At 72.2% G+C, this 24762-nt stretch carries 23 protein-coding genes and 1 pseudogene; 11 read left to right on the top strand and 13 right to left on the bottom strand.

Translation table 11 applies throughout. The features are described 5' to 3' along the window. Positions 1-86 precede the first annotated feature (86 nt). The 3 genes from OG871_RS02470 to OG871_RS02460 form a co-directional block, all read right to left on the bottom strand. A complete protein-coding gene (locus OG871_RS02470; protein WP_371493903.1) occupies positions 87-746 on the bottom strand; it encodes a hypothetical protein in 660 nt (219 codons plus the stop codon). A 75-nt stretch (positions 747-821) separates the two neighbouring features. Next, positions 822-1696 (bottom strand): IS5 family transposase gene (locus OG871_RS02465; protein WP_371493902.1). Its coding sequence is split into 2 segments (ribosomal slippage): positions 822-1339 and positions 1339-1696, totalling 876 coding nucleotides; the frame shifts between segments, so codons are not numbered across the junction. A 120-nt stretch (positions 1697-1816) separates the two neighbouring features. Further along, positions 1817-2671, bottom strand: a complete 855-nt coding sequence (locus OG871_RS02460) for a patatin-like phospholipase family protein (RefSeq protein ID WP_371493901.1) — start codon at positions 2669-2671, stop codon at positions 1817-1819. 83 nt (positions 2672-2754) lie between these two features. Here OG871_RS02460 and OG871_RS02455 point away from each other — a divergent pair, with 83 nt between their 5' ends. Together OG871_RS02455 and OG871_RS02450 are read left to right on the top strand one after the other, a co-directional pair. After that, positions 2755-3315 (top strand): TetR/AcrR family transcriptional regulator, encoded by a 561-nt coding sequence (locus OG871_RS02455; protein WP_371493899.1) that lies wholly within the window; start codon positions 2755-2757, stop codon positions 3313-3315. Positions 3316-3485: 170 nt separating this feature from the next. Beyond that, positions 3486-4211 (top strand): annotated as a pseudogene (locus OG871_RS02450) (transposase); the annotation flags it as partial. 98 nt (positions 4212-4309) lie between these two features. Here the strand turns inward: OG871_RS02450 and OG871_RS02445 are convergent. Next, complete coding sequence (locus OG871_RS02445) at positions 4310-4834, bottom strand: AAA family ATPase (RefSeq protein WP_371493898.1); 525 nt, start codon at positions 4832-4834, stop codon at positions 4310-4312. A 52-nt stretch (positions 4835-4886) separates the two neighbouring features. After that, entirely contained in the window at positions 4887-5033 is a 147-nt protein-coding gene (locus OG871_RS02440) for a hypothetical protein (protein ID WP_371493897.1), read from the bottom strand. Between the two features lie 489 nt (positions 5034-5522). On the opposite strand from OG871_RS02440, the gene OG871_RS02435 reads away from it, so the two are divergent. Beyond that, positions 5523-6005: a cysteine/serine endopeptidase inhibitor gene (locus tag OG871_RS02435; protein ID WP_371493896.1), complete on the top strand. Its 483-nt coding sequence runs from the start codon at positions 5523-5525 to the stop codon at positions 6003-6005. 105 nt (positions 6006-6110) lie between these two features. Here the strand turns inward: OG871_RS02435 and OG871_RS02430 are convergent, their stop codons facing one another. The 4 genes from OG871_RS02430 to OG871_RS02415 all read right to left on the bottom strand — a co-directional run bounded on the left by OG871_RS02430 (position 6111) and on the right by OG871_RS02415 (position 8969). Further along, complete coding sequence (locus OG871_RS02430; RefSeq protein WP_371493894.1) at positions 6111-6440, bottom strand: putative quinol monooxygenase; 330 nt, start codon at positions 6438-6440, stop codon at positions 6111-6113. Between the two features lie 143 nt (positions 6441-6583). Then, positions 6584-6739 carry a hypothetical protein gene (locus tag OG871_RS02425; protein WP_371493893.1) on the bottom strand — a complete coding sequence of 52 codons (156 nt, stop codon included), beginning with the start codon at positions 6737-6739 and terminating at the stop codon, positions 6584-6586. Between the two features lie 267 nt (positions 6740-7006). Beyond that, positions 7007-7642 (bottom strand): DedA family protein, encoded by a 636-nt coding sequence (locus tag OG871_RS02420; RefSeq protein WP_371493892.1) that lies wholly within the window; start codon positions 7640-7642, stop codon positions 7007-7009. Between the two features lie 181 nt (positions 7643-7823). Further along, positions 7824-8969, bottom strand: coding sequence for a DUF4149 domain-containing protein (locus tag OG871_RS02415; protein WP_371493891.1), 1146 nt, complete (start codon positions 8967-8969; stop codon positions 7824-7826). A gap of 359 nt (positions 8970-9328) precedes the next feature. On the opposite strand from OG871_RS02415, the gene OG871_RS02410 reads away from it, so the two are divergent. Then, entirely contained in the window at positions 9329-11389 is a 2061-nt protein-coding gene (locus tag OG871_RS02410; protein ID WP_371493890.1) for a SpoIIE family protein phosphatase, read from the top strand. 133 nt (positions 11390-11522) lie between these two features. On the opposite strand, the gene OG871_RS02405 is transcribed toward OG871_RS02410, so the two are convergent. Together OG871_RS02405 and surE are read right to left on the bottom strand one after the other, a co-directional pair. Next, positions 11523-12140, bottom strand: coding sequence for an alpha/beta fold hydrolase (locus OG871_RS02405; RefSeq protein ID WP_371493889.1), 618 nt, complete (start codon positions 12138-12140; stop codon positions 11523-11525). A 168-nt stretch (positions 12141-12308) separates the two neighbouring features. Further along, on the bottom strand, positions 12309-13211 hold the full coding sequence (gene surE / locus OG871_RS02400; protein ID WP_371493888.1) for a 5'/3'-nucleotidase SurE: 903 nt from the start codon (positions 13209-13211) through the stop codon (positions 12309-12311). A 627-nt stretch (positions 13212-13838) separates the two neighbouring features. On the opposite strand from surE, the gene OG871_RS02395 reads away from it, so the two are divergent. Next, positions 13839-14552 (top strand): phosphatase PAP2 family protein, encoded by a 714-nt coding sequence (locus tag OG871_RS02395; protein WP_371493886.1) that lies wholly within the window; start codon positions 13839-13841, stop codon positions 14550-14552. Positions 14553-14664: 112 nt separating this feature from the next. On the opposite strand, the gene OG871_RS02390 is transcribed toward OG871_RS02395, so the two are convergent. After that, positions 14665-15387: a phosphatase PAP2 family protein gene (locus OG871_RS02390; RefSeq protein WP_371493885.1), complete on the bottom strand. Its 723-nt coding sequence runs from the start codon at positions 15385-15387 to the stop codon at positions 14665-14667. 672 nt (positions 15388-16059) lie between these two features. Between OG871_RS02390 and OG871_RS02385 the strand changes: the two genes are divergently transcribed. From OG871_RS02385 to OG871_RS02360, 6 genes are all read left to right on the top strand, one after another. Next, positions 16060-17007, top strand: a complete 948-nt coding sequence (locus OG871_RS02385; protein WP_371493884.1) for an ABC transporter permease — start codon at positions 16060-16062, stop codon at positions 17005-17007. Between the two features lie 56 nt (positions 17008-17063). Further along, a complete protein-coding gene (locus OG871_RS02380; protein ID WP_371493883.1) occupies positions 17064-18998 on the top strand; it encodes a dipeptide/oligopeptide/nickel ABC transporter permease/ATP-binding protein in 1935 nt (644 codons plus the stop codon). Then, a complete protein-coding gene (locus OG871_RS02375) occupies positions 18995-19993 on the top strand; it encodes an ABC transporter ATP-binding protein (RefSeq protein WP_371493882.1) in 999 nt (332 codons plus the stop codon). The genes OG871_RS02380 and OG871_RS02375 overlap by 4 nt, the downstream gene beginning before the upstream one ends. 40 nt (positions 19994-20033) lie before the next feature. Further along, entirely contained in the window at positions 20034-21584 is a 1551-nt protein-coding gene (locus tag OG871_RS02370; protein ID WP_371493881.1) for an ABC transporter substrate-binding protein, read from the top strand. Positions 21585-21708: 124 nt separating this feature from the next. Then, the gene (locus OG871_RS02365; RefSeq protein WP_371493880.1) at positions 21709-23331 is read left to right on the top strand and encodes a carboxylesterase/lipase family protein; all 1623 of its coding nucleotides are present in this window, start codon (positions 21709-21711) and stop codon (positions 23329-23331) included. Between the two features lie 92 nt (positions 23332-23423). Next, positions 23424-23996: a carboxylesterase family protein gene (locus OG871_RS02360; protein ID WP_371493879.1), complete on the top strand. Its 573-nt coding sequence runs from the start codon at positions 23424-23426 to the stop codon at positions 23994-23996. 147 nt (positions 23997-24143) lie between these two features. On the opposite strand, the gene OG871_RS02355 is transcribed toward OG871_RS02360, so the two are convergent. Beyond that, complete coding sequence (locus OG871_RS02355) at positions 24144-24686, bottom strand: sugar O-acetyltransferase (RefSeq protein ID WP_329561730.1); 543 nt, start codon at positions 24684-24686, stop codon at positions 24144-24146. Positions 24687-24762: the final 76 nt, after the last annotated feature.

The following is a 24762-nucleotide window of genomic DNA, read 5'->3' as shown; positions in this document are numbered from 1 at the left end:
CATACACGGGTCGTTGACGTGATATCAGGTGGATCAACCCCCCAAACGGGCCTGCCCCAGTGACTAGGGTCTGTTGTGAAAGTGGATCAGGAGTCGTGGTCGGCTCGGGCGGCTGTCTGGTCTGACCAGCCCCGCGACAGGGGGAGACGGCCGGATCGGAGCGTGTCGCGCTGTTCGGTCACCCATTGCTCAACCTGATCTACGGATTCCGCGACAGGCTGGTCCGTGGTGTCGAGCAGGTGGGTGCACCATCGCCGATCGTCGGCGGTCCACCCGGTCCAGCGGTGCCAGGCCATGCGGGGCCAGCTGTCGTCGATGATGACGTCGGGTCGGGATCGGGGATCTTCGGCGTGCTTGCGGTGCCAGGCGGCCCAGCCGAGGAAGGCGTCGACCGCCGGAGCGTCCCATCGGTCCGAGTCGCGCTTGGTGAGCCTGCCGCGCCGGGCCTCGTCGGACACGTCGACCAGACAGACCGCGATGCCATCCAGCAACGGGGCGGAGGGGCTGGCCAGGACCTCTCCCAGCGGGGACTGCCCGGTCAGCAGGAGGTCGACTCCGCGGGCCTGGTATTCCAGCGCGCGACGCACCCACATCTCGGTCATGTGGTTTCGCCACTGGCGATCGGCTCCTTTCGGTACGCCGAGCTCGTCGAAGTCGTGCACGGCGATCCGCCCCAGCCGCTCGCCCACGGAGTAGGCGAGCGTGGTCTTGCCCGAACAGCTGGAGCCGGTCAGTTTGAGCAGCATCTCACCAGGGTGGCAGGTCAGTAGTGATGTCCTCGAAGGGTTTTCCCGGAACCTTGCGCCCCGCTCTGGTGCTTGTCACAACCACTCATTGATGGCAGCGACCAGTACGGTCGCTTCGTAGCGGACAGCCAGCTTGTCGTATCTCGTCGCCACCGCGCGGTGCCTCTTCAGCCGGTTGATCCCGCGCTCCACCGCGTGTCGCTCGCGGTAGTCGACCTTGTCGAACTTCGGCGGTCGGCCGCCACGGGAGCCGAGCTTCTTGCGATTGCGGACCTGGTCGGCCTTCTCCGGGATCGTGCAGCCGATGCCACGTCTGCGCAGGTAGGCGCGGTTCGCGCGGGAGCCGTAGGCCTTATCCGCCCGCACCTTGTCCGGCCGGGTGCGCGGCCGGCCCCGACCCATCCGGGACACCCGTATGGCCTCCAGTACCGGCTGGAACTGCGGGCTGTCATGCCGATGCCCGGCGGTGACGATGAGCGAGAGCGGCTTCTGACCCTGCTCGACCGCCAGGTGCAACTTGGTGGTCAATCCGCCGCGCGAACGCCCGAGGCCGTGGTCGTCGGGCTCGGTGTCGACGCCGCCGGGAGACTCCTTCTGCTCTGCCCCTTTTTACGCGCCCCGGCGGCGTGCTGGTGCGCCCGGGCGATGGTGGAGTCCACGCTGATGTCCCATGTGATGAGGCCCTTCGCGTCGGCTACGGCCTGGAGCTGCTCGAAGATCCGCTTCCAGGTGCCGTTGCGCTGCCAGCGGCGGAACAGGTCGTAGGCCCGGTCCCACGGCCCGTACCGGTCCGGAACGTCCCGCCACGGCGCACCAGTCCTGGTCCGCCAGCGTATGCCGTCGATCAACTGCCGACGCGTCCACGTCGGCGGCCGCCCCGGCTTCTTGCCCAGCGGCAGCAACGGCTCCAGCCGAGCCCACTGGCCATTCGTCAGATCTCCGCGCCCCACAGCGCTTGATCATCCACGACCTTGATCGACTTTCACAACAGACCCTAGTACTCCAGCGGTAGATCGTGATCTTTACGACCGGATGGTGGGACGGGCAGCAGTCTGGGGATCGGGCGGCGCTCAGGCCATGTCGGATCCGGTCTTCCAGGCGAGGCGGAGCTGCTCTGCGGCGTCGGTGGCTTGGCGAAGGCCCGCCTGGTAGGCCGGTTCCCAGGCCGTCCGGGCATTCAGGTCCGAGCCGAATGCGCGTATTGATGCCGGATCGGGCTCGATGGTCACCACTGTGTGCGCCGCGGCGACCGCCAGCTCCTGCTGGAGCAACTCCCGGGGAAACAGGTGCGCCTGCGGGTCGATCACGACGAGCGTGCGGGCTCCGGCCGCGAGTGCGGCGTTGGTTGCCGACCGCAGGGAGCCGTCCATGTATCGGCGGCTGTTGATGGTGATCGGTGGGTAGATGCCCGGGAAGGCTGTGCTGGCCGCCACGGCGGAGGGCAGCGGTGCGCCACTCGCGCGGTCGAAGACCTCCTGCTCGCCGGTCTCAGCGTCCATCGCGGTGATGAGCAGCTTCCGGTCCGGCCATTGGTCTGTGCCGGCCATGGCGCGCATCCGGGTGATATGTGCCTGCTCGGGGCCGGTTTCGGCGGCGAGCGCGATCTGGCCCACTCGGCGCCAGGCCTCGGCTGGGTTTGAGGCGGCATTGCCGAGCACGGCGAACGCCTCGCCCAGCCGGCGCCCGTCCACCTGGGGCGGGGTGCTGTTGGTGTCGGCGGGGCGTACTGGGGCGGCGAGTCGGCCGGGGTCCTGACCGGTGGCCAGTACTGCGCCGATGATTGCGCCAGTCGACGTGCCGACGATCAGATCGGCCTCGCTGAGATCCACTCCGCCGCGGCGCAGTCCGCAGGCCAGTCCGGCCATCCAGGCCGCGCCAACGGGGCCTCCGGCGCCCAGTGCGAGTGCCCGGTCGAGTGTGTGCATGACTGTCTCCTTCCCATTGTTGAAACAGTCGTACCATATACTGATGCAGGCTCAGATCCGCAGTACCGAGAGGATGATCCACCGTGGGGCGACCCCCAGATCCCGCCCGACGGGAGGCCACGCTGGCGCGGGCGACCGACTACGTACTGGCACACGGCCTGGCCGGGTTGAGCCTGAGGCCGCTGGCCGCAGCTCTCGATACCAGCCCGCGGATGCTGCTCTACGACTTCGGCAGCAAGCAGGAGTTGGTATCTGCCGTCCTTGCCGAGGCCCGCCGCCGCGGTGCGACACGGCTGGCCGAGAACCTCCCGGCGCAGGCAGCCTCTGCGGAGGAACACCTGCGCGGCATCTGGGCCTGGATCAGCGCACCTGAGCGCGCCCCGTACGTCCGGCTGATCTTCGAGGTGCACGCCGACGGCCTCGCTCACCCCGAGAACTACCCGGACCAGGCCGAGGCGATCACGGGCTGGTTCGACACTCTCGGCGCCACGATCCGCGACATCACCACCGACCCTGGCGACACCGTCACTCCCACGCTGGTCATGGCCGTCATCCGGGGCCTACTGTTCGATCTCACGACCACCAGTGACCGCCGCCGCACCGACCGCGCCCTGGACCGCTTCTGCGAACTCCTCCGGCCTTGAATGAGGACACACGATCACGCGGTGACCTCAGGTAGCAGCGCAGACCCTGCCCGCTGGCAGGATGCATTCGAGGCCCTGATGGACCGGATCGCTGGCCGGTTCACGCGGGTCGAACCCCGCCGTCGGATAAGGCGGTTGGTGCTCGGCCTGCTCTCGGATCTGCCCCGCTCCTGGACGCCGGCCACCATGCCTCCTGGGTGGCCGGAGACGAGGTCTACGGCGGCAACCCGAAACTGCGCACCGCCCTGGAAGCACGCGGCACCGGTTACGTGCTCGCGGTGGCCCGAACCCACGAAGTCACCACCCACGCAGGCAAGTCCCGTGCGGAAGCTCTGGCGAAGAAGCTCCCCAAGCGGGCCTGGCAGAAGCTGTCCGCCGGAGCTGGAGCAAAGGGGCAGCGCTTCTACGACTGGGCCCACATCGACCTACCCAGCACCGCCCCCGGCCACCGCCACCTGCTGATCCGCCGAAACCGCACCACCGGTGAACTCGCCTACTACCACTGCTACACACCCCAACCGGCGCCACTGGCGACCCTGGTCCGGGTCGCTGGATCAAGGTGGCGAGTGGAGGAGACGTTCCGGTCCGGAAAGGGCCTGGCCGGACTGGACCAGCACCAGGTCCGCCGCTACGCGTCCTGGTCCCGCTGGGTCACCCTCGCCATGCTCGCCCACGCCTTCCTCGCCGTCATCCGCGCCGACGAACACACCCGCCAGCCCGCCCGGGACAAGCTGATCCCGCTCACCTGCAACGAGATCGCCCGTTTGTTCGTCACCCTCGTTGCCCAACGCGTCCACGACACGGCCCACCGGCTCCGCTGGTCCCACTGGAGACGCCGCCACCAGGCCCGATCCCAAGCGAGCCACTACCACCGCCAAGCCGCAGCCCCAACATGATCACGATCTACCGCTGGAGTACTAGGGGCTGTCCGGCGGATCATCTCGGGCTGGTGCAGGCACGCCCGGTACGGCTGAGCTGCCGTGGGCCGCAGCAGTCACCCGAACGACGGCCACCGGTCGGCGGCCCACTCCCGCCAGTCGACCCACCCGGGCGGCGGGCTGGCGTCCCCGCGGCCCTCCAGCTCCGCCGCGTCGGGCTCCTCGAAATGCGCGCGCCCGTGCAGGATGTCGGCCTCGGACATCGGCAACGTCTCCTCGGGGGTGGTCGCCCAGCGGTGGGCGACACGGGTGCGTTGGGTCTCCTCGTCCACCGGCAGGTAGACCATGCGGAAGCACGCCCCCTCGGCCTCCACCAGCCAGCGGATCGCGGACCGTTCGTCCCGTGACCAGCAGCCGTAGTCCACGACGACGTCGGTGCCCAGTCTGACCGCCTCCAGGGCGAGCCAGAGCATGCGCCCCTCCAGCACGTCGCGCTTCCCGTCCGCCTCCGCCTCGCCGAACAGGGGGATCATCCAGTCGTCGGGCGTCAGACGCAGCGCGCCGTGCTCTGCGGCGAGCTGCCGAGCCCGTGTGGTCTTTCCGGCCCCTGGCAGGCCGACCATCAGGAACAACGTGGTCACCCCCAGATCGTGGCAGGAAGCGAATCAGGCAGCCACCGTTTTATCTGCCCGATCACGGGCTGAGCCACAGGCGGAGGGATGCCACGGTGACAGTGCCGTGGAAGACGTAGGCGCGCTTGTCGTAGCGCGTAGCCACGGCGCGGAAGTGCTTGAGCCGGTTGATCATGCGCTCGACCTCGTCTCGGCGGTGGGCATCCACGCACCCTGCTCGAAGTGTCCTGCTCGTGCGGCCGTGCCGTGACTCCGTAGTCGGGACAGCTCGGGGGCCCTGGGCGTCTGCCTTGCGCCGCCGGGCGCCGGCTTCGGCACCCGGCAGCCGTCGTTCGCGGGTGGAGGTGTGCCCCTGCCCAGGTCCTCCGCCGGCTTCTCCTGCTCACCCGTGCTGCTGCTCCTCGGGGTTGAGCGGAGCGGGTCCTGCATCGGGCCGGACCCTGCGCGGACGCCAACCTGGCGACCGCCGGCGGCGGGAGCGGCACCTGCTGCGGCCGCTCGGGGTGTCGTCGAGAAGTAAAGCATGCCGCCATGTGTCCATGACAACACATCAAAGGTCTGGACCTCGTTCGTGCCGTTGGCATACGTTCCTCCCGCGACCGGCTGCCGGAGCTCTGAACTCGGCATCGGGAAAGGCTACTTGGCCTGACCTGTCACTCCACCCAGTCGCCCGCCCGCACCGAACCGGAGGGAAACAATGCGAGTCACGAGCAACATCAGGATCCTGGCCGGCGCCCCGCTCGCCGCCGCCGCGCTCATCGCGCTGGGAGCGGGCACCGCCGGCGCCGCGATACCCGTCAACAAGCCGATGACCGGCAAGGCGACGTACTACAACGACGCCGGCTACGGGGCCTGCGGCACCCAGATCAATGCCTCCACCCAGATGCTCGTCGCCGTCTCGCACGCCTGGTGGACCGCCGCGAATCCCAACAACGACCCGGTCTGCAAGGGGATCTCGGTCAAGGTGACCTACCAGGGCAAGACCATCACCGTGCCGGTGAGGGACAAGTGCCCGTCCTGCGACCGCACGCACATCGACCTCAGCCAGCCCGCGTTCGCCAGGCTCGCGCCCTTGGGCCAGGGCGTGATCGACGGCCTCACCTGGCAGTTCGTCAAGACCGGATTCGCCGGTGAGACCGTCCTGATCTCGGAGCCCGTGGCCGGTTCGACCCTCGGCTGACGCGACGGCACCCCGCCTGCCACTACTGCGAGGCGGGAAGCCGCGAGACCGCCTCGGCCCGCACGCGGTGCTTCGCGACACGCGCCGGGGCCGCCGGAGGGAGCGTTACGGGTGGCGGGGAGTGAGCTCCGCCATGGCCGACCAGCCGTCGCCCGGCGCCTCCGTGCTGATGATCTGTGGCGTGGAGGCGATGGCGTCGGCCATCGTCTCCATGGCCTTCCTGAAGTGGGCCGACTCGACGTGGGCCTGGCCGGCCTCCCGGGAGGCGAAGCCCTCGACGAGGACGAACTGGTCGGGGTCGTCGACGCTGGTGGACCACTCGAAGAAGAGGTTGCCGGGCTCCTCACGCGTGGCGGTGGTGAACTCGTCGACGAGCGCCAGCCAGTCCTTGCTGCGCTCGGGGCGGACGGTCATCTTGACGACGATGAGGATCATCGGTCTCTCCTGTGCTGTCGGGTAGGCAGGGCGACGTGCCGCGGTAGCCCGTGGACGCTGCGGGCCGAGGGCCACAAGCCACCGTAGCGGGCAGGCCAACGGCAAGATCGGTCCAGCGAGCCGTCCCGGGCGCGTGACGGTGCTCACGCTGCGGTGACGAGGGCGGCCATGGCGAGGGCTGCCAGGGCGGCGATCGTGGTGTCCAGGGCCCGTCGGAGCAGCGTCATCCTGCGATGGCAGCTGTCGGAGAGGACGCGCAGACGCTCGAGGCGCCGGTCGGGGGCCAGCTCGCTACCCACCCGCTGAACCAGCTCACGCCGGTCAGAGTTCGGTGAGATCGGTGACCCGTCTCACCGAACCTTGACGAGGCTCGTCGAGGTTCGACCGCGGAACTCGCGCAGATTCCACTTCACCGCGGGTTCCCCTTGTCCATCACCCCCGGGCGGTGGTGGGGGCGGTGGCGGTCACGAGGACGGACCGGGGGCACTGGCAGGGTCGGTGCGGTCGGTGCGCTCCGGACCTGCACGGTCGCAGCCGGGTTCACGCCCGAGAGGGCCGTAGCGGTGTCACCGGCCTCGGGAGTCGCCGCGGGCTCGCAGCAGCAGCGGCAGGAGGGAGAGGACCACGACCGCACCCACCAGGAACCACAGGTAGTGGTCGATTCCCGGGACGGCGGCGCCCAGCCAGTACCCGGCCAGCACCAGGCTCTGGGACCAGAGCACACCGCCGACGATCTGCCAGACGGTGAAGGTGCGCGTGGGTACGTCCAGCATGCCCGCCAGGGGACTGAGCACCGTCCGGACCACCGGCACGAAGCGGCCCAGGACGATCGCCTTGCGGTAGCCGTAACGGCGCAGCAGCGCGTCCCCGCGGGCGGCCGCCGATCTCAGGCGCCTGCTGCGGGTACGGGCCAGGGCCGTCCGGCCCCCGTGCCGTCCGAGCAGGAAGCCGAGCTGGGCCCCGGCCACCGCTCCGACGGCGGCGCAGAGCATCACCTGCCACAGTGACAGCCGGGGCCCGGCGCCGCTGCCGGCGGAGCAGAGCACCCCGGCCGGCAGGAGGAGGGTGTCGCCGGGGAGGAAGAACCCCACCACCAGCAGGCCGGACTCGGCGAAGACCACCACCAGCACGGCCAGCGCCCCGAAGGCAGCCAGCAGCGAGGACCCGCTGGTCGGGTCGATGGCCAGCAGCGGCCCCGTCATCGGGAGCCGGCCCCGGCTGTCGGGCGGTGCGGGTGTCGTCCTGCACGGGAACTGGACACGTCTTGAACCGTACTCGCGCGCCCGAGGACGCACCGGCCGCCTGCGGCAGGCAGCCGTCTCGCGGGCTTTCGCGGGCCGCCGGGACGGGAGTCACCGCCGTCCCGGGGGCTCCCGGTCCCGATCAGTTCGGAAGGGGCGACGGGGTCACTGCGGCGGCCGCCCGACTGCGGGCCAGCCGACCGGAGAAGCGGTAGGCGCCGCCCATGAGCGCGACCACGGCGACGGTCTCGGCCGTGCCCCACACCCAGGTGGACGCGTCGACCTCCTTGGCCGCGAGCTTCGGCAGCTTCTTCGCCGGGATGGGGGCGGCGGACTGCTCGGCCACCTTCGCCTGGTAGGCCTGGTTGCGGGCGGAGCCGTGCAGGAAGGGGGCGACGAACAGCAGAGCCAGACCGAGCACGACCTCGACGGCGACCACGAGCGGGAACCTGCGCAGCAGCACGGTGACCAGGGGGCGCTGGTCACCGTCGTCGCGCAGCGCGTCGATCCGGGGGTGCAGCCAGAACTGGTTGAACATGCCGAGGAGCAGCAGGCCGCCGAAGATGAGGATCTTCACGCCGAGCACGCGCCCGTACATGGTGGTGACCAGCTGCGTCGGTCCGTCCACGTGCTCCCAGTACAGGAACAGGCCGGACAGGGTGATGGCGGCGACACAGGCCATGGCGGTGACGGAGAAGCGGCGGACGGCCATCGACCAGAAGGCGCGCCGTTCGGCCGGGGGTATCGCGCCGGGGGCGGCGAGCAGCAGCAGGCCCGCCAGGCCGCCGAACCAGACGCCGCCGCCCTGGAGGTGGAGCATCCACATCAGGGTGTCGAAGCTGGTGCGGCCCCAGTCCTGGGGCGCCTTGGTGGGGAACTTGGTGGTGCCGAGCGCGACGGCGCCGGCGGCCAGGCCGGCGCCCAGCAGCCACTTGCGTGACCGACCGGCCGCGAGCGGACGGGCCGCGAGCGGGGCGACCAGAACGGCCGCGGCCAGCGCGAGAGTGACCTCGAGCCCGGACAGCCGGCCGGCGTTGCTGCCGTCGTAGAGGGAGTCCCACGCCGCCGAGTAGTCGTAGCCGCCGCTCTTCGAGGCACCGTGGGCCAGATCGGTGAGTACCGCCGGGACCGCGAGGACACCGAGGACGACGGCGGCCCGGGCCAGCCGGGCGGTGACCACCGGAAGCGCGCTCGGGGCCGTGCGAGCGGCGGCCGGTCCCGCCGACAGCAGCGCGAGGGCGGTCAGACCGACCAGGCCCATGAGGGTGACCCACGTCGTCCAGGTCACGGCGCTGTCGATGAAGGGGCCGAGCGGTGTGGAGGGTGCAGCCGCTGCCAGGGTCGTCAGGGCAGGGGGTACCGAAGGCGAGGGCACGGGTGGCTTCCTCATTCAGGGGGGAGGGGGCGGACGGGCGCTTAGGTTAGCCATACCTAATTGATGATGCAACTACCCGCGGGCCGGCTCCGGCGCGGAGCCAGCTCGTTCGTGCACGGGGCCCACGACGGGCGCCGACCGGACGCGGTACCCATGACTCTGTCCTCGAGTCCCACCCGCCTCAGGTACGTGAAGGCCCGGCGCGAGGCCGGTCGCGTACCCGTCGACAGCGGGCGACAATGAGCTGGACGACACACGTGAGGCGCCGTGCCATGAGCCGCAGCCAAGTCCTCGGACCCGGGGAAGACCCGGCGGGCATACCCGGCCGCGCGGCGATGGTCGTGGACGCCGAGGCGCGCGTCCTCCTTCGCACAGCAGCCGCCGCCGCGATCGTCAGGATCGTCCCCGGAGCGCCGTGCGAGCCGATCCGGACGCTGCTCGCGGAGCCGCTCGACCACCGGCCTCGTGAGATCCGGCTGTCCGACGCGGCGGGAACGATCCGGGAAGTCGCCGCCACCGTGACGCCGATGGCCGGCACCGGCGCAGGGGCTCCCGGGGCGGCGCGTTGGCTCGTGCTCCTGACGCGGAGCGATTCCACCGCCGACCCCGTCGGCGCGGACGCCGAGACCCGCAGGCGGCTGGAACTCTCCCACGCCGCGGCGACCAGGATCGGCGAATCACTGGATCTCGTGGACACGGCCCAGACCCTCGCCGACCTGCTCGTCCCGGACTTCGCCGACCTGGCGACCGTCGACCTCGCCGAGCCGGTCCTGGTGGGGGACGAACCTCCCCAGCTGTTCAGAGGCCGCGATGTCCGGCTCCGCCGCGTGGCCGCCGCCCAGGGCACCGACATCCGCACGGAGTACCTGCTCCCGGTGGGCGAGGCACTCCCACCGATACCCGACAACACCCTGATGCGGCCCATGATGGTGGGCCGCTCGGTGATCGTCTCCGACATCGACGTCCTGCGCAGCGCGCTCGGCCCCGCCCCGGAGACGCTGCGGTCCTTCATCCCCGACGGCGCCCACTCCACGATCGCGGTCCCCCTGTACGCCCGGGGCCTGGTGCTCGGGTGCCTCACCCTGTGGCGCGGCCGTCTGCCCGTCCCGTTCGGCGCCGATGACGCCGACCTGCTCGAGGAGATCACCTCCCGGGCCGCACTGAGTGTGGACAACGCCCGCCGCTACACCAAGGAGCACCGCTCGGCCGTCGCGCTTCAGCGCAGCCTGCTGCCACGCTCGGTCTCCCGCCTGCCCGGGGCCGAGACGGCCGGCGTCTACCACCCGGCGGGTGGCGGCATCGGCGTCGGCGGGGACTGGTTCGACGTCATCCCGCTGCCCTCCCTGCGGGTGGCGTTCGTCGTCGGAGACGTGGTGGGCCACGGCCTCGACGCCACCGCCGCCATGGCGCGGCTGCGCACCGCCATCCACGCACTCGCCGACCTCGACCTGGAACCGGACGAACTGCTCACCCACCTCGACGACCTCGTGCTGGGGCTCTCGGCGGAGCAGGACGGCCAGCTCTCCAGCTCCGAACAGGCCGTCCTCGGCGCCACCTGCCTCTACGCGGTGTACGACCCGGTGACAGGCCGCTGCGCGGCGGCCACCGCGGGCCACCCTCCCCTCGCGATACTCGCCCCGGGGCGGGATCCGGCCTTCCTCGACGTCGCTCCCGGCCCACCCCTGGGCGTCGGCGGCATGCCGTTCGAGATGACCGAGTTCGACGTACCGCCCGGCGCGACCCTGGCCTTCTTCACGGACGGCCTCGTCGCCGGCCGTACCGGGGACATCGAGCACGGCATGGGCCGACTCCGGAGTGTCCTCGCGGACGTCGAGCGACCCGAGCCGCCCCTGGGCGAGGCCGGCCAGGCGGTCTTCGACCGGATGCTGCCGTCCACCCCGACGGACGACGCGGCCCTGCTGCTCGCGCGCACCCGGCGGCTGCGCGGCGACCAGGTGGCCGCGTGGGAATTCGACGCCGATCTCGCCCTGGTCGCCAGGGCGAGGGAGCTGGTCGTCGCCCAACTGGCCACCTGGAGGCTCGGCGAGGACCTCGCCTTCGTCACCGAACTCGTCGTCAGCGAACTGGTCACCAACGCCATCCGATACGCCGGCGCCCCCGTCACCCTCCGCCTGATCCGTGACCGCGTCCTGGTCTGTGAAGTGTCGGATCCGAGCAGCACCCAACCCCGGCTGCGCCGCGCCCGGGAGACCGACGAGGGCGGCCGCGGCCTGTTCCTGGTCGCCCAGCTCACCGACCGCTGGGGGAGCCGCTTCACCGGTGCGGGCAAGACGATCTGGGCCGAGCAGACGATTCCCCCCGCCCCGGACTGAGCGCCGCGGCCGCGGCCGGCGACCGCCGCACCTCCTCTCACCGGGAACGCCGGCCCGCCGCAGAAGACCCGTGAACGCGTCCGGCGGCGGGCCGCCGGACGGGGGAGTGCCCGCTCGGACCCAGCCCGCTCGCTCATACCCAGCCGGCCAGGGAGGCGAAGAAGGCCGGGAGGTCGTCGCGGTGGATGCAGTGCCCGGCGCCGGGTACCACGGTGACGTCGAACCCCCGCTGTTCGAGGAGACCCGCGGTCGTGGGGCCGATGGTCAGGCTGGGGTCGGCGAGCTGCACGAGGGTGGGAACGATCGGGGCACGTGGCAGGTAGTCCTCCTCGAAGCCGCCGACACCGTCGAGGAAGGAGAGGTCGAACCGGGCGAACCCGGCCACCTCGGCGGCCACGTCCGCCTCCGACCAGCGCGGGTTGGCCGTGCGGATGCTCGCCGGGGAGGCCGTCTCGACCATGGACCGCATGACGGCGAGCGCGCCTGCCGGAAGGTTCCCGAGCCGGAATCCCGGGTCGGAGAACACCGCCCGGCGCGGCCGGAGCCGGGCCAGTGCGAGGGCCAGGGACAGTCCGCCGAGCGAGTGCCCGATCGCGAGGTCCGCTCCCGCGGGAAGGCTGTCCACCACCCGGTATCCCAGGCCGATCAGACGGCGCTCGACGGCGTGCCAGGTCCGGTGGTCGGACATGCCGCCGTGGATCAGGAGGGCGAGCCGGTCGCCGTCTCCGGCCTCGTGCAGATGCAGCTTCACGTGACTCTCCGATGGATGGTGGTGCGAAGGGCGGATGCCGGCGCGGGGCCGGTCCTCGCAGCAGCCCGGCCGCGCTGCCGGACGGCGCAACCGGCTGCTCCGGGCTGCGGATTGCGGGGGCGGAGCGCCGGTCGCGGGCGCTCCGCCGCTCTGCGCCGGGCGGGACGGTTACGGGCGCAGCCCGGCCACCGCGGCCGCGGCCTTCGCGGCGGCGGCCGGGCCGGCGTTCCAGTCCGCAGCCATCGGGGAGACGGCGATCCTGCCGGCCTGCAGCGCCTCCAGGTCCGAGCCGGGGGCGGGCGCCTTCAACCCGAAGGCCACGCTCACGTTCCAGGTGTCGCCGGTGGCCGGTGTGTAGCTGGGGGTGAGGACGCGCTGGCTGTCCTGGGTGGTGACGGCGACGCCCTTGGCGGTGCCGGTGCCGTCGGCACCGACGACCGGGTGGTTGATGTTCAGGCCCACCCCCTCGGGCAGCAGCCGGCCCGACCTGCTCTTCTCCTTGAGCCGGTCGACGAGCTTGGCGGTGAAGTCGGCCGTCGGGCGCATGGCGTTGAGGGTGGCCTGCGGGTTGCCGGCGGCGGCATCGGTGCTGACGGCGATCGCCGGCACACCGTTCTCCAGCGCGGCGACCGCCGCCCCCACGGTGCCGGAGTGGTTGGCCAGCACCGCGTAGTTCGGGCCGAAGTTGGTACCCGAGATCACCAGATCCGGCGCCTTGTCCTTGAAGACCTGGTACAGACCGAACAGGACCGAGTCACCGGGAGTTCCGTCCACGGCCCACACGTGCTCCTCCGGGTGCTGGACGGTCACGGTGGGCGCGGAGTTGATCTTTGTTCCGGCGCCGCTGTTGTTGCGGAGCGGCGCGACGATCGTGACCTCGTACCCGGCCGCGGTGAGCCGGTCGTAGACCGCTCTGATCCCCGGGGCGTTGTAGCCGTCGTCGTTGCTGAGCAGGATCCGCAGCGGTGACGTCGGGGCGGGCCGGTCGGTGGCTGCGGCGGGCAGTGCCCCGGCGAGAGCAGGGGTGCAGAGCAGTGCGGCTGCCATCGGCAGGGCGCGGGAGCGTCGCATGGGGGAGACCTCTCGGTGAGCGGAACCGGGGCCGTTCGCGGCGACGGGGCGGGTGCCCGGCGCGCGCGGTGTCGGCCATGTGTCACACGGGATTACACGTGTCAGCACGGAGATGCCTTTCTACACCCCTCCGTGGCGTCGCGCCAGATCCCGGTATGCCTGAACTGGGTTCGGCGGCGGTGTCGGCGTCCGCCGGCGGCGGTTCGGTCGGCGAGACGGGTTCGTCGGTCCGTCGCGTTTCGGGGGTGCGGGCGCTGCGGCCGTCCGCATGTCCGGGTATTGCGCTCTGGTGACGGTAGTGGAATTGGCGCTATGCTCTGCCCCCTTCAGTGGACGGTCACGGACCGAGCCTCGCCATCACCCCCAGGTCATGCGCGGACCGGCAGCCCACCGGCGCCGACGGGAACGCCGTGACCGGGCGAGCGCCCGAGCGGCCTTCGACATCGCCCCCGGCACCCGGGGCCGTCACACCGCCCGTGCTGCCGCACGGAGTGCCGCGCGCAGCCCCTACAGGTCGGCCGTGGGCGACCCGGTGCCGTCCACTGCCGCCAGCCCCCTCGTCGGGGCTTCCCCCTCCTCGGCCTGCGCGCGCCGGTGCCCGCTCCGGCCGATCCCGAAAGGTGCCACATGTACGACGTCCTTCCCCCGGAGAGAAGACCGAGGGCGCAAGCCGCTCCCGATTCGATCCCGTCCCCCGCGCCGCGGTTCGCGGTCCAGACCGGTGCGGCGGCGCTGGCCGCCTCGCTCGTGATCGCGGGACTGCTGGCGAACGATCCGCGTACTCCGGTCCTGCGCGGCCCGGACGCGGCGCTGACGGGTGCGCTGACCGGCCCTCACGGCAGCCTCTTCACCGTCGCGGCAACGGTCGTCCAGGCCGGAGTCGGGGGCCCGCCCGGACTCGTCGGCCCCCTCCTGCTGGTCGGTTACCTGCTCGTCTACCGGCGCTGGTGGTCCGCGCTCTACTCCTTCCTGACCTGCGCCGCGGCGAACGTCCTGCTCCTCCCCTTGAAGAGCGCTGTCGACCGCCCGCGGCCGGCGGACCCGTGGATCCTGGTGAGCGGCGGGTCGTTCCCCTCGGTGCACGCCTACAGTGCGGCCGCGCTCACGGTCGTCCTCAGCGCGGTGATCGCCGGTGAGGCCGCGCGCCGGCGCTGGTGGCTGCTCGGCGCGGGTTTCACGCTGATCGTGATGTGGACCGGCGTGTGGGTCCACTCGAACTGGCCCAGCGACGCGGTGGCCGGCGCCCTTGCCGGGGCGGGGACGGCGTTGCTGCTGTGGAAGGCGTTCTCCTCGCCGCTGCGGCGCGAGGCCGAGAGGGAAGCGGCCTCGCGCCGGCGGTAGCGCCCGCTCGCGCACCTGGCGGGCCCCCGTCCTCCGCCTCGCGACGCACGGGCCGACGCACAGACCGACGCACGAAACCGAGACGCCGCGCGGCGTTCGGCGTCGGGCGGCCCTAGCGTCCGCGTCTGCGACCGCCGTTCTCGTTCCGCTGCAGTGCCTCCCGGGCCAGCAGCGGAGCGAACGCGCACCACAGCAGGAGCGCGGTCGCGGCGCCGGCCGCGGCGCCCGCGGCCGTGTCGCTGAGCCAGTGGGCGTGCAGCCAGGTGCGGCTCCACATCATCGCCGTCGTGAAGCAGGCGCCGAACAGCCACCACACGCGCCGCCGGGCCGGCGGAACGAACAGCGCGCCGACGAGGACGGTCAGCAGTGCCGCGCCGAACGCGTGGCCGGAGGGGAAGGAGCCGTGGTCCACGCGGACCAGGGGGGCGAGCGGGCGGGGGCGGTCGACGGCGCTCTTGAGCACCTGGACGACGACCATGCTTCCGCCGACGTACGCGCTGAGGAAGTACAGGGTCGACCACCAGCGCCGCCGGACGGCGAGGGCGATCACCAGCGCGAGCGGGACCGTGATCCCCAGTGGTCCGCCGAACCAGTCGAGTGCGGTGGCCGGGAGCCGCAGGACGCCGTGGTGCGGGCCGCCCATCCACTGGAGCCAGCGGTCGTCCAGGCCTTGGACGGCCGGCCTCCGCACGTCGGCGGCCACGGTCGCGCTGATCGCGGTGGCCGCGAGTGCGCAGCCGATGCCCGCGGCGAGGGTGCGCGGACCGGCATGTGGTGGCGTCTGCTCCCGGGTGGGGCAGGTGATGTCCGGAGTGGGGGTGATCGAGTCGGGCATGGGGCTCTCTCGGGGAGGACTGTCCGTCGCCTGCTCGGGCCGGCGCCGGGCCGGCCGGGGGCTGCGGAAGCGATGGATGACGGGCGCGCGGGCCCATGGGTGGCCGCGCTGCGACGGGCTGCTGCCGGGGAGACGGCGAAGGGCCCGCGTGGCCGGTTCCTGCGGCCTGCAAGGCCGGGACCGGACGGAATGCCCCGATGTTACACGTGTCACCACCGAGTGGAGCGGGGCCGCCCTCCGCGGCGGGTCGCCCGTCGCTCCGGTATCGCCGTCGCCTCGCCGGGTGTGACGCCCGCCCGCGGTCCGGAAAGCCCTGCCGTTCACCCGGGGGAGGAGCCACCCGAGCGTCCTGACGGTGCGTGGGAAGCGCTGTGCCCCCGGGCCGGCGCGGTCGGGTGTGCACCCCCGCCCGGCCGCTCGCGGAGGCCCGCCCCGCCCGGCGGCGCGCCGCGAGTATTGCTTGTGCATCTCTCCTGGCGGTAGTCAAATCAACGCGATACTCTGCGGGCACCGCGAGGGCGACAGCCCGCGAGTCCCCTTCCCTCCGCCTGCCTGCAACCCTCGGCGATGTCACGTGTAACCCACGGTAGGTCGCCACCCGAAGGTTCGGCGGGACCTGTCGGCGTTCTGCCGGCCGGCGACTCCCAGAGTTGCGTATCAAATGAGGTGAACATGGCCATCCTTCGGTTGGTGGCCCGGCGACTACTGTCATCGGCCCCCCTGCTCCTCCTTGTTTCAGGTCTGACCTTCGTCCTGGTCTCGCTGGTCCCCGGAGACCCCGCCCGTACGATCGTGGGCCAGCACGCCACGGCCGAGCAGTACGCGAGCGTCCGTGCCCAACTCGGCCTGGACAGGCCACTGGCCGCCCAGTACTGGCAGTGGCTGGGGAAGGCCTGCCACGGTGATCTGGGCTCCTCGCTGTTCAGCGGGGAGCCGGTGACCGCCATGCTCAACAGCCGGCTGCCCGTCTCGCTGTCGCTGATCATCGCGGGCACCGCGGTGTCCGGGGTGCTGGGAGTCGGCCTCGGGCTGGCGAGCGCGCGCCGCGGCGGTCTGCTGGTCAGGAGCGTGGACGGGCTGTCCCTGCTGGGTCTGGCGGTGCCCGCGTTCTGGTTCGCGCTGGTCCTCATCGCCCTGTTCGCGGTCAAGCTGCGCTGGTTCCCGGTGACCGGCTACGTGCCGCTGCTCGACGACCCCGTCGAGTGGGCCCGCTCGCTGGTGCTGCCGGTGCTGTCCCTGTCACTCGGCGCGGTGGCGATCATCGCGAAGCAGACCCGCGACTCGGTCCTGGACACCCTCGGCAGGGACTTCGTCCGGGTGATGGAGGCCAACGGCTTCCGGCGGCGCTCCGTCCTGTACCGGCACGTGATGTGCAACGCGGCCCTGCCGGTGGTCACCGTGCTGGGCGTGGTCCTGGTCAACCTGCTGGCCGCCGCGATGTTCGTCGAGACCGTCTTCGCCATGCCGGGCCTGGGGAGCCTGACTCCGCAGGCCACCCTGCAGCACGACATCCCGGTCATCCAGGGCGCCGTCCTCTACATCACCGTGCTGGTCGTCGTCGTCAACCTCCTGGTCGACCTCGCCTACGGCCGCCTCGACCCCCGGGTGCGTGCGTCATGACCGGCCGGACCACTGCCACTGCCACTGCCACCCGAACGGCCACTGCCACCGGTACCGTGCCCGTGCGCGCGGGCCTGCTGCGCCGCCTGGCCCGGCGGCCGGCCGCCGTCGTCGCCGCCGGCTGGCTGGTGCTGCTCACCCTGGCCACCTCCGGGGCGGCGCTGCTCGCCTCGTACGGTCCGCTCGACCAGGATCTCGACCGCGTCCTGGCCGGTCCGTCCGGCTCGCACCCGCTGGGCACCGACACCCTCGGCCGGGACCTGCTGAGCCGGCTGCTGTTCGGCGGCCGCTCCACCCTGCTCGCCGTCGCCGAGGCCCTGGTGGTGTTCCTCGTCATCGGCGTCGGCCTCGGCCTGGCGTCGGGCTACCTCGGCGGATGGGTGGACCGGCTGGTCACCGGGGCCGCGGACCTGATGTTCGCCCTGCCCGGCATCATCGTCGTCCTGGTCGTCCTGTCGGTCTTCCCCGGCAATCTGCACGCCGCCATGGTCACCTTCGGCGTCCTCGGCAGCCCCGGACTGATCAGGATCCTGCGTGCGCAGACCCTGGGCCTGCGCGAGGAACTGTTCGTGGCCGCGGCCAAGGTCGCGGGCCTGTCCCACGGCCGGATCCTGCGCCGCCACGTGCTGCCCCGACTGGCGAGCACGGTCATCGTCCAGGCCGCGCTGTTCGCCGCGATCGTCGTGATCATCCAGGCGGGGCTGGGCTTCCTGGGCCTGGGTGCCCAGCCCCCGAACCCTTCGTGGGGCGGGCTGGTCGCCGATGCCTCGCAGGCCATCGACCGAGACTCGTGGATGCTGGTCCCCGCCGGCGTGCCGCTCGTCCTCACGGTGATCGCCCTCGGACTGCTCGGGGACGCCATCCGCGACTCCGCCGTGGAGAACTGGTCGACCGTCAGGACATCCCCCTCCTCGCGCCGCCCGCCCGAACCGGGCCCGAACTCCGCCCGGACGGCGGACGCCCCCGACGCCGGGGCCCTGCTGTCGGTGCGCGACCTGTCGATCTCCATCGGCGGCATTCCCGTCGTGCAGGACGTGAGCTTCGACGTGCACGCCGGGGAGACCCTCGGCGTGGTCGGCGAGTCCGGCTGCGGGAAGTCCGTCACCTCGCTCGGCGTTCTCGGCCTGATCCCGGGCGGCGGGCGGATCACCGGCGGCCGCGTCGTCTTCGACGGCACGGACCTGGTGGACGCGCCCTCCGCACTCGCCCGGGTGCGCGGCGCCGGCATCGCCTACGTCTCCCAGGAACCGATGGTCGCCCTCGACCCGACCTTCACCGTCGGCCGGCAGCTGGCCGAGGCGGTCCGCACCCACCACCGCACCCACCACCGCACCGCCCACCGCACCGCCCGCCGGATGCGCCACAGAGCCGCCCGCCGCGCCACCCGCGACCGGGTCCTGGAACTCCTCGCGATGGTCAACATCCCCGACCCGGCCGCGGTGGCGGGGCGCTACCCGCACCAGCTCTCCGGCGGCATGGCCCAGCGCGTGGCCGTCGCCCTGGCCCTGGCCGGCGAACCGAGACTGCTCATCGCGGACGAGCCCACCACCGCCCTGGACGTCACCGTCCAGGCCGAGATCCTCGCCCTGCTGCGCACCCTGCAGGACCGCACCGGCATGGCCGTCGTCATCGTGACCCACGACTGGGGCGTGGTGGCGGACCTGTGCCACCGGGCGGTGGTCATGTACGCCGGCCAGGTCGTCGAACAGGCAGCGGTCGAGCCCGTGTTCACCCTTCCGCTGCACCCCTACACGGCCGGCCTGCTGGCCGCCAACCCGCACCGCGCCGTCGCCGGCCGGCCGCTGCCGACCATCCCCGGCACCGTGCCGCCGCCCGGCCGCCGGCCCACGGGCTGCCGGTTCGCCGACCGCTGCCCCCGGGCCGACCGGCGGTGCACGGCGGCACCGGTGCAGCTCACCGAGCCGGCGCCTGCCCGGATCACCCGCTGCGTCCACGCCGAGCAGCTCCTGTTGGAGGCCGAGGCCCGATGACCACCCCGCACATCCTCGAACTCTGCGACCTGAGCGTCGAATTCCGTCAAGGCCGCCGTGTCCCGCCTCTCCGAGCCGTCGACGGCGTCTCCCTGGCCATCGGCCAGGGCGAGACGGTCGGCCTGGTCGGAGAGTCCGGATCCGGCAAGTCCACCATCGGCCGCGCCGTGCTGGGGCTCACCCCCGTGCACTCGGGTCGGGTGCTCTTCGACGGCGCCGACATCACCCACGCCGGCGCCGGGACCCGACGCGCCCTCGGCTCCGCGCTCCAGGTGGTCTTCCAGGACCCGTACTCCTCCCTCAACCCGGCGCGCACCATCGGTCAGACCCTCGCCGAACCCCTGCTGGTCCACGAGCGGCTGGACCGCCGGCAGAACGCCGCCCGGATCGTCGCCATGCTCGAACGCGTCGGCATGCCCGCCGACACCGCGGAACGCTACCCCGGCCAGTTCTCCGGCGGGCAGCGTCAACGCATCGCCATCGCCCGGGCCCTCATGCTCTCCCCGCGTCTGGTCATCTGCGACGAGCCCGTCAGCGCCCTCGACCTGTCCATCCAGGCCCAGGTGATGAACCTGCTGGCCGACCTCCAGCGGGAGATGGCGCTCAGCTACCTGTTCATCGCGCACGACCTGCCCGTCGTCCGCCACCTCTCGCACCGCATCGTGGTCCTCTATCGCGGCCAGATCATGGAATCCGGTCCGGCCGCACGGGTGTACGCCGAGCCCGCGCACCCCTACACCCGGATGCTCATCGCCGCCGTCCCGGAGCCGGACCCCACGGCCCGGCGCTCCCGCAGGCCACCCCGCGAGGTGAGCGCGCCGGGGCCCCCGGCCCCCACCGGCTGTGCCTTCGCCCACCGCTGCGCCCATGTCGTCGACATCTGCCGCACCGTTCGTCCGGTTCTCCTCCCGTCCGCCGTCGGCCCCGAGGCCGAGAACGCCGAGCATCTGACCGCCTGCCACCGCTCCGCAGAGCTGGCCGTCCCGGCCGCCTGACCCTTCGCCGGCTCCCCGCCCCCCTCCTGAAAGGGACCCCATGTCCAGACACCGAACCGCCCCCGGCCTGGCGGCGCTCGCCCTCCTCGCCGCCTCCGTCACCGCCTGCGGCAGCTCCGCCACCGGCACCTCCCGGGCGCAGGGCGACACGCTCACCGTCGTCTCCTACAGCCCGCCGGCGAGCATGGACCCGGCCAGGGCGAACGTCGGCTCCGACAACTGGTTCGTCAACCTGACCTACGACAGCGTCCTGCGCATCCGCGAGGGCGGCAGGATCGACGCCGGCCTCGCCACCACCTGGGGCTACGTCGGCGACGGAAACCAGACCTTCGACTTCACCCTCCGGGACGGCGTCAGGTTCGCCGACGGCACCCCGGTGACCGCCCAGGCGGTGGCGGCCTCGCTCGACTACTCCCGCAAGAACGGCCTGAACGCCTCCTGGGTCTCCGCGATCGACTCCGTCACCGCGACCGGCCCCCTGACCGTGCGGATCCACTGCTCCTCCCCGCACCCCAACCTGCCCCACCTGCTCACCCAGCTCCTGATGGTCGGCTCGGTGATCAGCCCCAAGGGCCTGGAGGACCCGGCCAAGCTCGCTACCCGGTCCTTCGGCGCCGGCCCGTACGTCCTGGACACCGCCAACACCGCCTCCGGTGACCACTACACCTACACCCCGAATCCCAACTACTGGGACAAGTCCAAGATCCACTGGAGGAAGGTGGTCATCAAGGTCATCCCCAACCCGAACTCCGCCCTGCAGGCCGTCAGGACCGGCCAGGCCGACATCATCGGCCTCAGCGCCGGCCAGGTCGACACCGCGAAGTCCGGCGGCCTGGCGATCACCAAGTCCCCCGCCTTCTTCCTGGGCGCCAACCTCGCCGACCGCGAGGGCACCCTCGCCCCGCCGCTGAAGGACCCGAGGGTCCGCCAGGCGCTGAACTACGCCGTCGACCGCCAGGCCATCACCAAGGCCGTCGTCCAGGAGTACGGCCGGCCCACCGACCAGATCTCCCTGCCCGGCCTGGACAGCTACGCCGCCGACTACGACAACCACTACCCGTACGACGTCGACAAGGCCAGGAAGCTCCTCGCCGACGCCGGATACCCCAACGGCTTCTCCCTGACGGTGGAGACCCAGGGCATGCTCGGCATCGACCTGGTCACCCAGGCCGTGGTCCAGCAGTGGAAGCAGATCGGCGTCAACGCCGACGTCACCACCGACACCGGCATCGGCCAGTGGCTCGCCAACGCCACCTCCAAGAAGTACGCCGCCCTCGGCTTCGGCTACGGCGGCGCCCCCGGCTACCTGGCATCCCTGGACTGGCTGCTGCCGCACCCCACCGCCTTCAACCCCTTCGCCACCCAGGACCCCGAGCTCACCCGCAGGCTGGCGGCCGCCGCAGCCGCCCCCGCCGAGCAGGCCCCCGCCCTGTACCAGGACGTCATGCGCTACGCCGTCGACCAGGCCTGGTTCGTCCCCGTGCTGCGCATGGACGGCATCTACGCCTACAACGCCAAGAAGCTGACCGGCTTCACCGCCGCGCCCGGCTACCTGCCCGACCTCGCCTGGACCACCGCGCCCAAGGCGTGACCGCCACCCCGTAGCCGGCCCCGGGGGGCCACACGCCCCGGCCGGCCGCGGCCACCCCGGCCCCGCAAACCCCGCACGTGCACCACTCGGCGTCGAGTCACCCACCACTCCACCTGGAGGCCCCGTGCGACCCCACCCGCCAGCTCGACCGCACCCTGCCCTCGTCCTGCTGCTCGCCCTCGCGGCCCTGCTCCTGTCGGCCGTCCCCGCCCTCGGCGCAGCCCGCTCGACCGGCCCGCTGGCCGTCACCGGCTCCGGCCTGGTGGCGGGCCTGCCCATGGACGGCGCCGAGGCGTTCCTCGGCATCCCGTACGCGGCGCCGCCCACGGGAACGGGCCGCTTCCGGGCGCCCCGGCCGCCCGCCCGCTGGGACGGTGTCCGCCAGGCCACCCGGCAGGCGCCCGCCTGCCTGCAGTTCTCGCCCTTCGGCCTCGCCGACCCGCAGAACGTCAGCGAGGACTGCCTGTACCTCGACGTCCACCGCCCGGCCGGCGCGGCCCCCGGCGCCCGCCTGCCCGTGATCTTCTGGATCCACGGTGGCGCCTACTCCCAGGGCACCGGCACCCAGTTCGGCGGCCGGACGATGGCCGGGCTCACCGGGAGCATCGTGGTCAGCATCAACTACCGGCTCGGCCAGCTCGGTTACCTCGCCCTGCCCCAGTTCGACCAGGAGGGCACCGTCGGCTCGGGCACCTGGGGCCTGCAGGACCAGATCGCCGCACTCGCCTGGACCCGCCGGAACGCCACCGCCTTCGGCGGAGACCCCGGCAACATCACCATCGCCGGCCAGTCCGCGGGGGCCGGATCGGTCTGCGCCCTGCTGACCTCCCCGCGGACGGCCGGGCTGTTCAGCCGTGCCATCCTCCAGAGCGGCCCCTGTTCCCTGCTCACCGCCCCCGACCAGCGGACCGCCCAGGCCGACGGCCAGGCCTACGCCGCGGCCGCCGGCTGCCCCCAGGGCCCCGACACCCTCACCTGCCTGCGGACCGCACCGCCCGCCGCCCTGCTCGCCGCGGCCCAAAGCCACCCCACCCCCGGGCCGGCCACCGGCACACCCGTCCTGCCCCGACAGCCGATCGACGCCATCACCGCCGGCGCCTGGCACCAGGTCCCGATCCTGATCGGCTCCACCGCCGCCGAGGCCCGCCTCCTCGTCGCCCTCACCCAGCCCCACCTCACCGCCGAGCAGTACACCGCCCGGATCACCGCCGACTACGGCCCGGCCGCGGCCGGGATCCTGGCCCACTACCCCCTGGCGGACCACCCCTCGCCCTACCTCGCCTACTCGGCGCTGCTCACCGACGCCACCTTCGCCTGCCACACCTACCGGACCGCCACCACGCTGCGCACCCAGGTGCCGACGTACGTCTACGAATTCGACGACCCCGGCTCGCCGACCCTGCTCGGAGCCCAGGTCCCGGGGCTGGACGAATCCAACGCCCACAGCGCCGAACTCGCCTACCTGTTCGACTTCACCATGGGCGACCGCCCGCTGACCTCCTCCCAGAAGGCACTGGCGGACCAGATGAAGCGCTCCTGGGCGGCCTTCGCCCGCACCGGCAACCCGAACACCCCCGGCCAGGCCGCCTGGCCGACGGCCGGCGGCGACACGTACCGCGTCCAGAGCCTGCGCCCCGACGGGGCCACCCGCACCATCACCACGTTCGCCGCCGACCACCAGTGCGCCCTGTGGTCCTCGCCGGCCGACGCCGGCGGCCCGCCGCCCCGGGCCGGCGACCGCCGCTAGCCGGCGAACGAACTCCCCAGGCAGAAGAGTCCGACAGTGAGGGGGCGGGGCGCAGGTCCCGCCCCCCGAACCACCAACAGGAGGCACCCCGCATGGAACCGGTCGTCGTGACCACCGCCGGGTCGGTCGAGGGGACGCAGACCGACGGGCTGAAGATCTTCAAGGGGATCCCGTACGCGGCTCCGCCCGAGGGCCCGCTGCGCTTCCGGGCCCCGATCCCGCCCGAGCCCTGGACGGGGGTGCGGCCGGCCAAGGCGTTCGGCGCCGCCCCGCCCCAGCTGCCGCTGGTGCCGGGCATGCCGGTCGCCTGGCGTCCCGAGGACGGGCCGGACTGTCTGACCGTCAACGTGTGGACGCCCGGCGAGGCCGGCGACGACCTGCCGGTGATGGTGTGGATCTACGGCGGCGGATGGAAGAGCGGTCACTGCCCCGACCCCGCCTACGACGCGGCCGTCCTGGCCCGCGGCGGCGCGGTCATGGTGACGTTCAACTACCGCGTCGGCTTCGAGGGCTTCGGGTACGTGCCGGGCGCCCCCGCGAACCGCGGCTTCCTCGACCAGGCGGCCGCGCCGGCGCCGCGGCCCGCACCCGGCCCGCGCCCGACCTGGCGGAACTCACGGCGCTCGCCCGCCGGATGCTCGACGCCGTCCTGGCCGACTAGATGATCAATTCCAAGGGGTCAGTGATCACGCGGGGTAAGCGCGCGGATGCCCCCTGGGCTGGAGCCAGTTGCCTCGGGGAGGGGCGCCAGGCTTCCGATGTGGTTGATGGCTGCCCGTAGTCAGGGGCTCGGCGTGGCCCCGGAGAGGTCGTCACCACCGTCGGTGCACGGTTGCCTTACTACCGGTCACCAGGCTTGCCGGCGGAACGTCATCGGTCACGACAGCGCCAGCGGCGATCACGGCATCACGGCCAATGCTGACGCCGGGCAGGATCGTGGCACCGGCACCGATCCACACGTTCTCCGCCACGTCGATGGGCGCACCGGTGAGGTACAGCCGCCGTTCCTCGGGATCGACTGGGTGGCCGCTGGTGATGAACGTGACCTTCGGGCCGACCATCACGCGCTCGCCGAGCCGGATGCCGGCGTAGTCCAGGAACGTGCAGTTCTGGTTGATGAACACGCGCTCGGCGAGGTCGAGGTGAAGGCCGTGGTCCGTGTAAAAGGGCGGATAGATCGTGACTCTCGGTGGCAGCGGCTTGCCGAGGATCTGTTCGAACAGCTCCGCCTTGCCCGCTTCGTCCTCGAAAGGCAGGACGTTCAGGCGGGAGGTGAGCTCGGTGACCCGCAGGACCCTCTCGGCCATGGCCTGGAACTCGGCGCTGTGGATGCGCATGAGACGGTCGCTGGACATACCGCGATCCTTTCTGGTGTACCGGTGACCGGTAAGACAGGTGATCGATTCCAAAGGATCGGCTGCGCGCATGGGA

Source organism: Kitasatospora sp. NBC_00374, from assembly GCF_041434935.1.
Lineage (GTDB): Bacteria > Actinomycetota > Actinomycetes > Streptomycetales > Streptomycetaceae > Kitasatospora.
This window is presented reverse-complemented; position numbering and strand designations above follow the sequence as displayed.

Excerpts from the sequence above, each read along its gene's own strand:
- OG871_RS02395 (WP_371493886.1), top strand. The coding sequence starts at position 13,839 with ATGTACGACGTCCTTCCCCCGGAGAGAAGACCGAGGGCGCAAGCCGCT.
- OG871_RS02355 (WP_329561730.1), bottom strand. The coding sequence starts at position 24,686 with ATGTCCAGCGACCGTCTCATGCGCATCCACAGCGCCGAGTTCCAGGCC.
- surE (WP_371493888.1), bottom strand. The coding sequence starts at position 13,211 with ATGCGACGCTCCCGCGCCCTGCCGATGGCAGCCGCACTGCTCTGCACC.
- OG871_RS02360 (WP_371493879.1), top strand. The coding sequence starts at position 23,424 with ATGGAACCGGTCGTCGTGACCACCGCCGGGTCGGTCGAGGGGACGCAG.
- OG871_RS02460 (WP_371493901.1), bottom strand. The coding sequence starts at position 2,671 with ATGCACACACTCGACCGGGCACTCGCACTGGGCGCCGGAGGCCCCGTT.
- OG871_RS02410 (WP_371493890.1), top strand. The coding sequence starts at position 9,329 with ATGAGCCGCAGCCAAGTCCTCGGACCCGGGGAAGACCCGGCGGGCATA.
- OG871_RS02370 (WP_371493881.1), top strand. The coding sequence starts at position 20,034 with ATGTCCAGACACCGAACCGCCCCCGGCCTGGCGGCGCTCGCCCTCCTC.
- OG871_RS02375 (WP_371493882.1), top strand. The coding sequence starts at position 18,995 with ATGACCACCCCGCACATCCTCGAACTCTGCGACCTGAGCGTCGAATTC.
- OG871_RS02435 (WP_371493896.1), top strand. The coding sequence starts at position 5,523 with ATGCGAGTCACGAGCAACATCAGGATCCTGGCCGGCGCCCCGCTCGCC.
- OG871_RS02430 (WP_371493894.1), bottom strand. The coding sequence starts at position 6,440 with ATGATCCTCATCGTCGTCAAGATGACCGTCCGCCCCGAGCGCAGCAAG.
- OG871_RS02385 (WP_371493884.1), top strand. The coding sequence starts at position 16,060 with ATGGCCATCCTTCGGTTGGTGGCCCGGCGACTACTGTCATCGGCCCCC.
- OG871_RS02470 (WP_371493903.1), bottom strand. The coding sequence starts at position 746 with ATGCTGCTCAAACTGACCGGCTCCAGCTGTTCGGGCAAGACCACGCTC.
- OG871_RS02390 (WP_371493885.1), bottom strand. The coding sequence starts at position 15,387 with ATGCCCGACTCGATCACCCCCACTCCGGACATCACCTGCCCCACCCGG.
- OG871_RS02420 (WP_371493892.1), bottom strand. The coding sequence starts at position 7,642 with ATGACGGGGCCGCTGCTGGCCATCGACCCGACCAGCGGGTCCTCGCTG.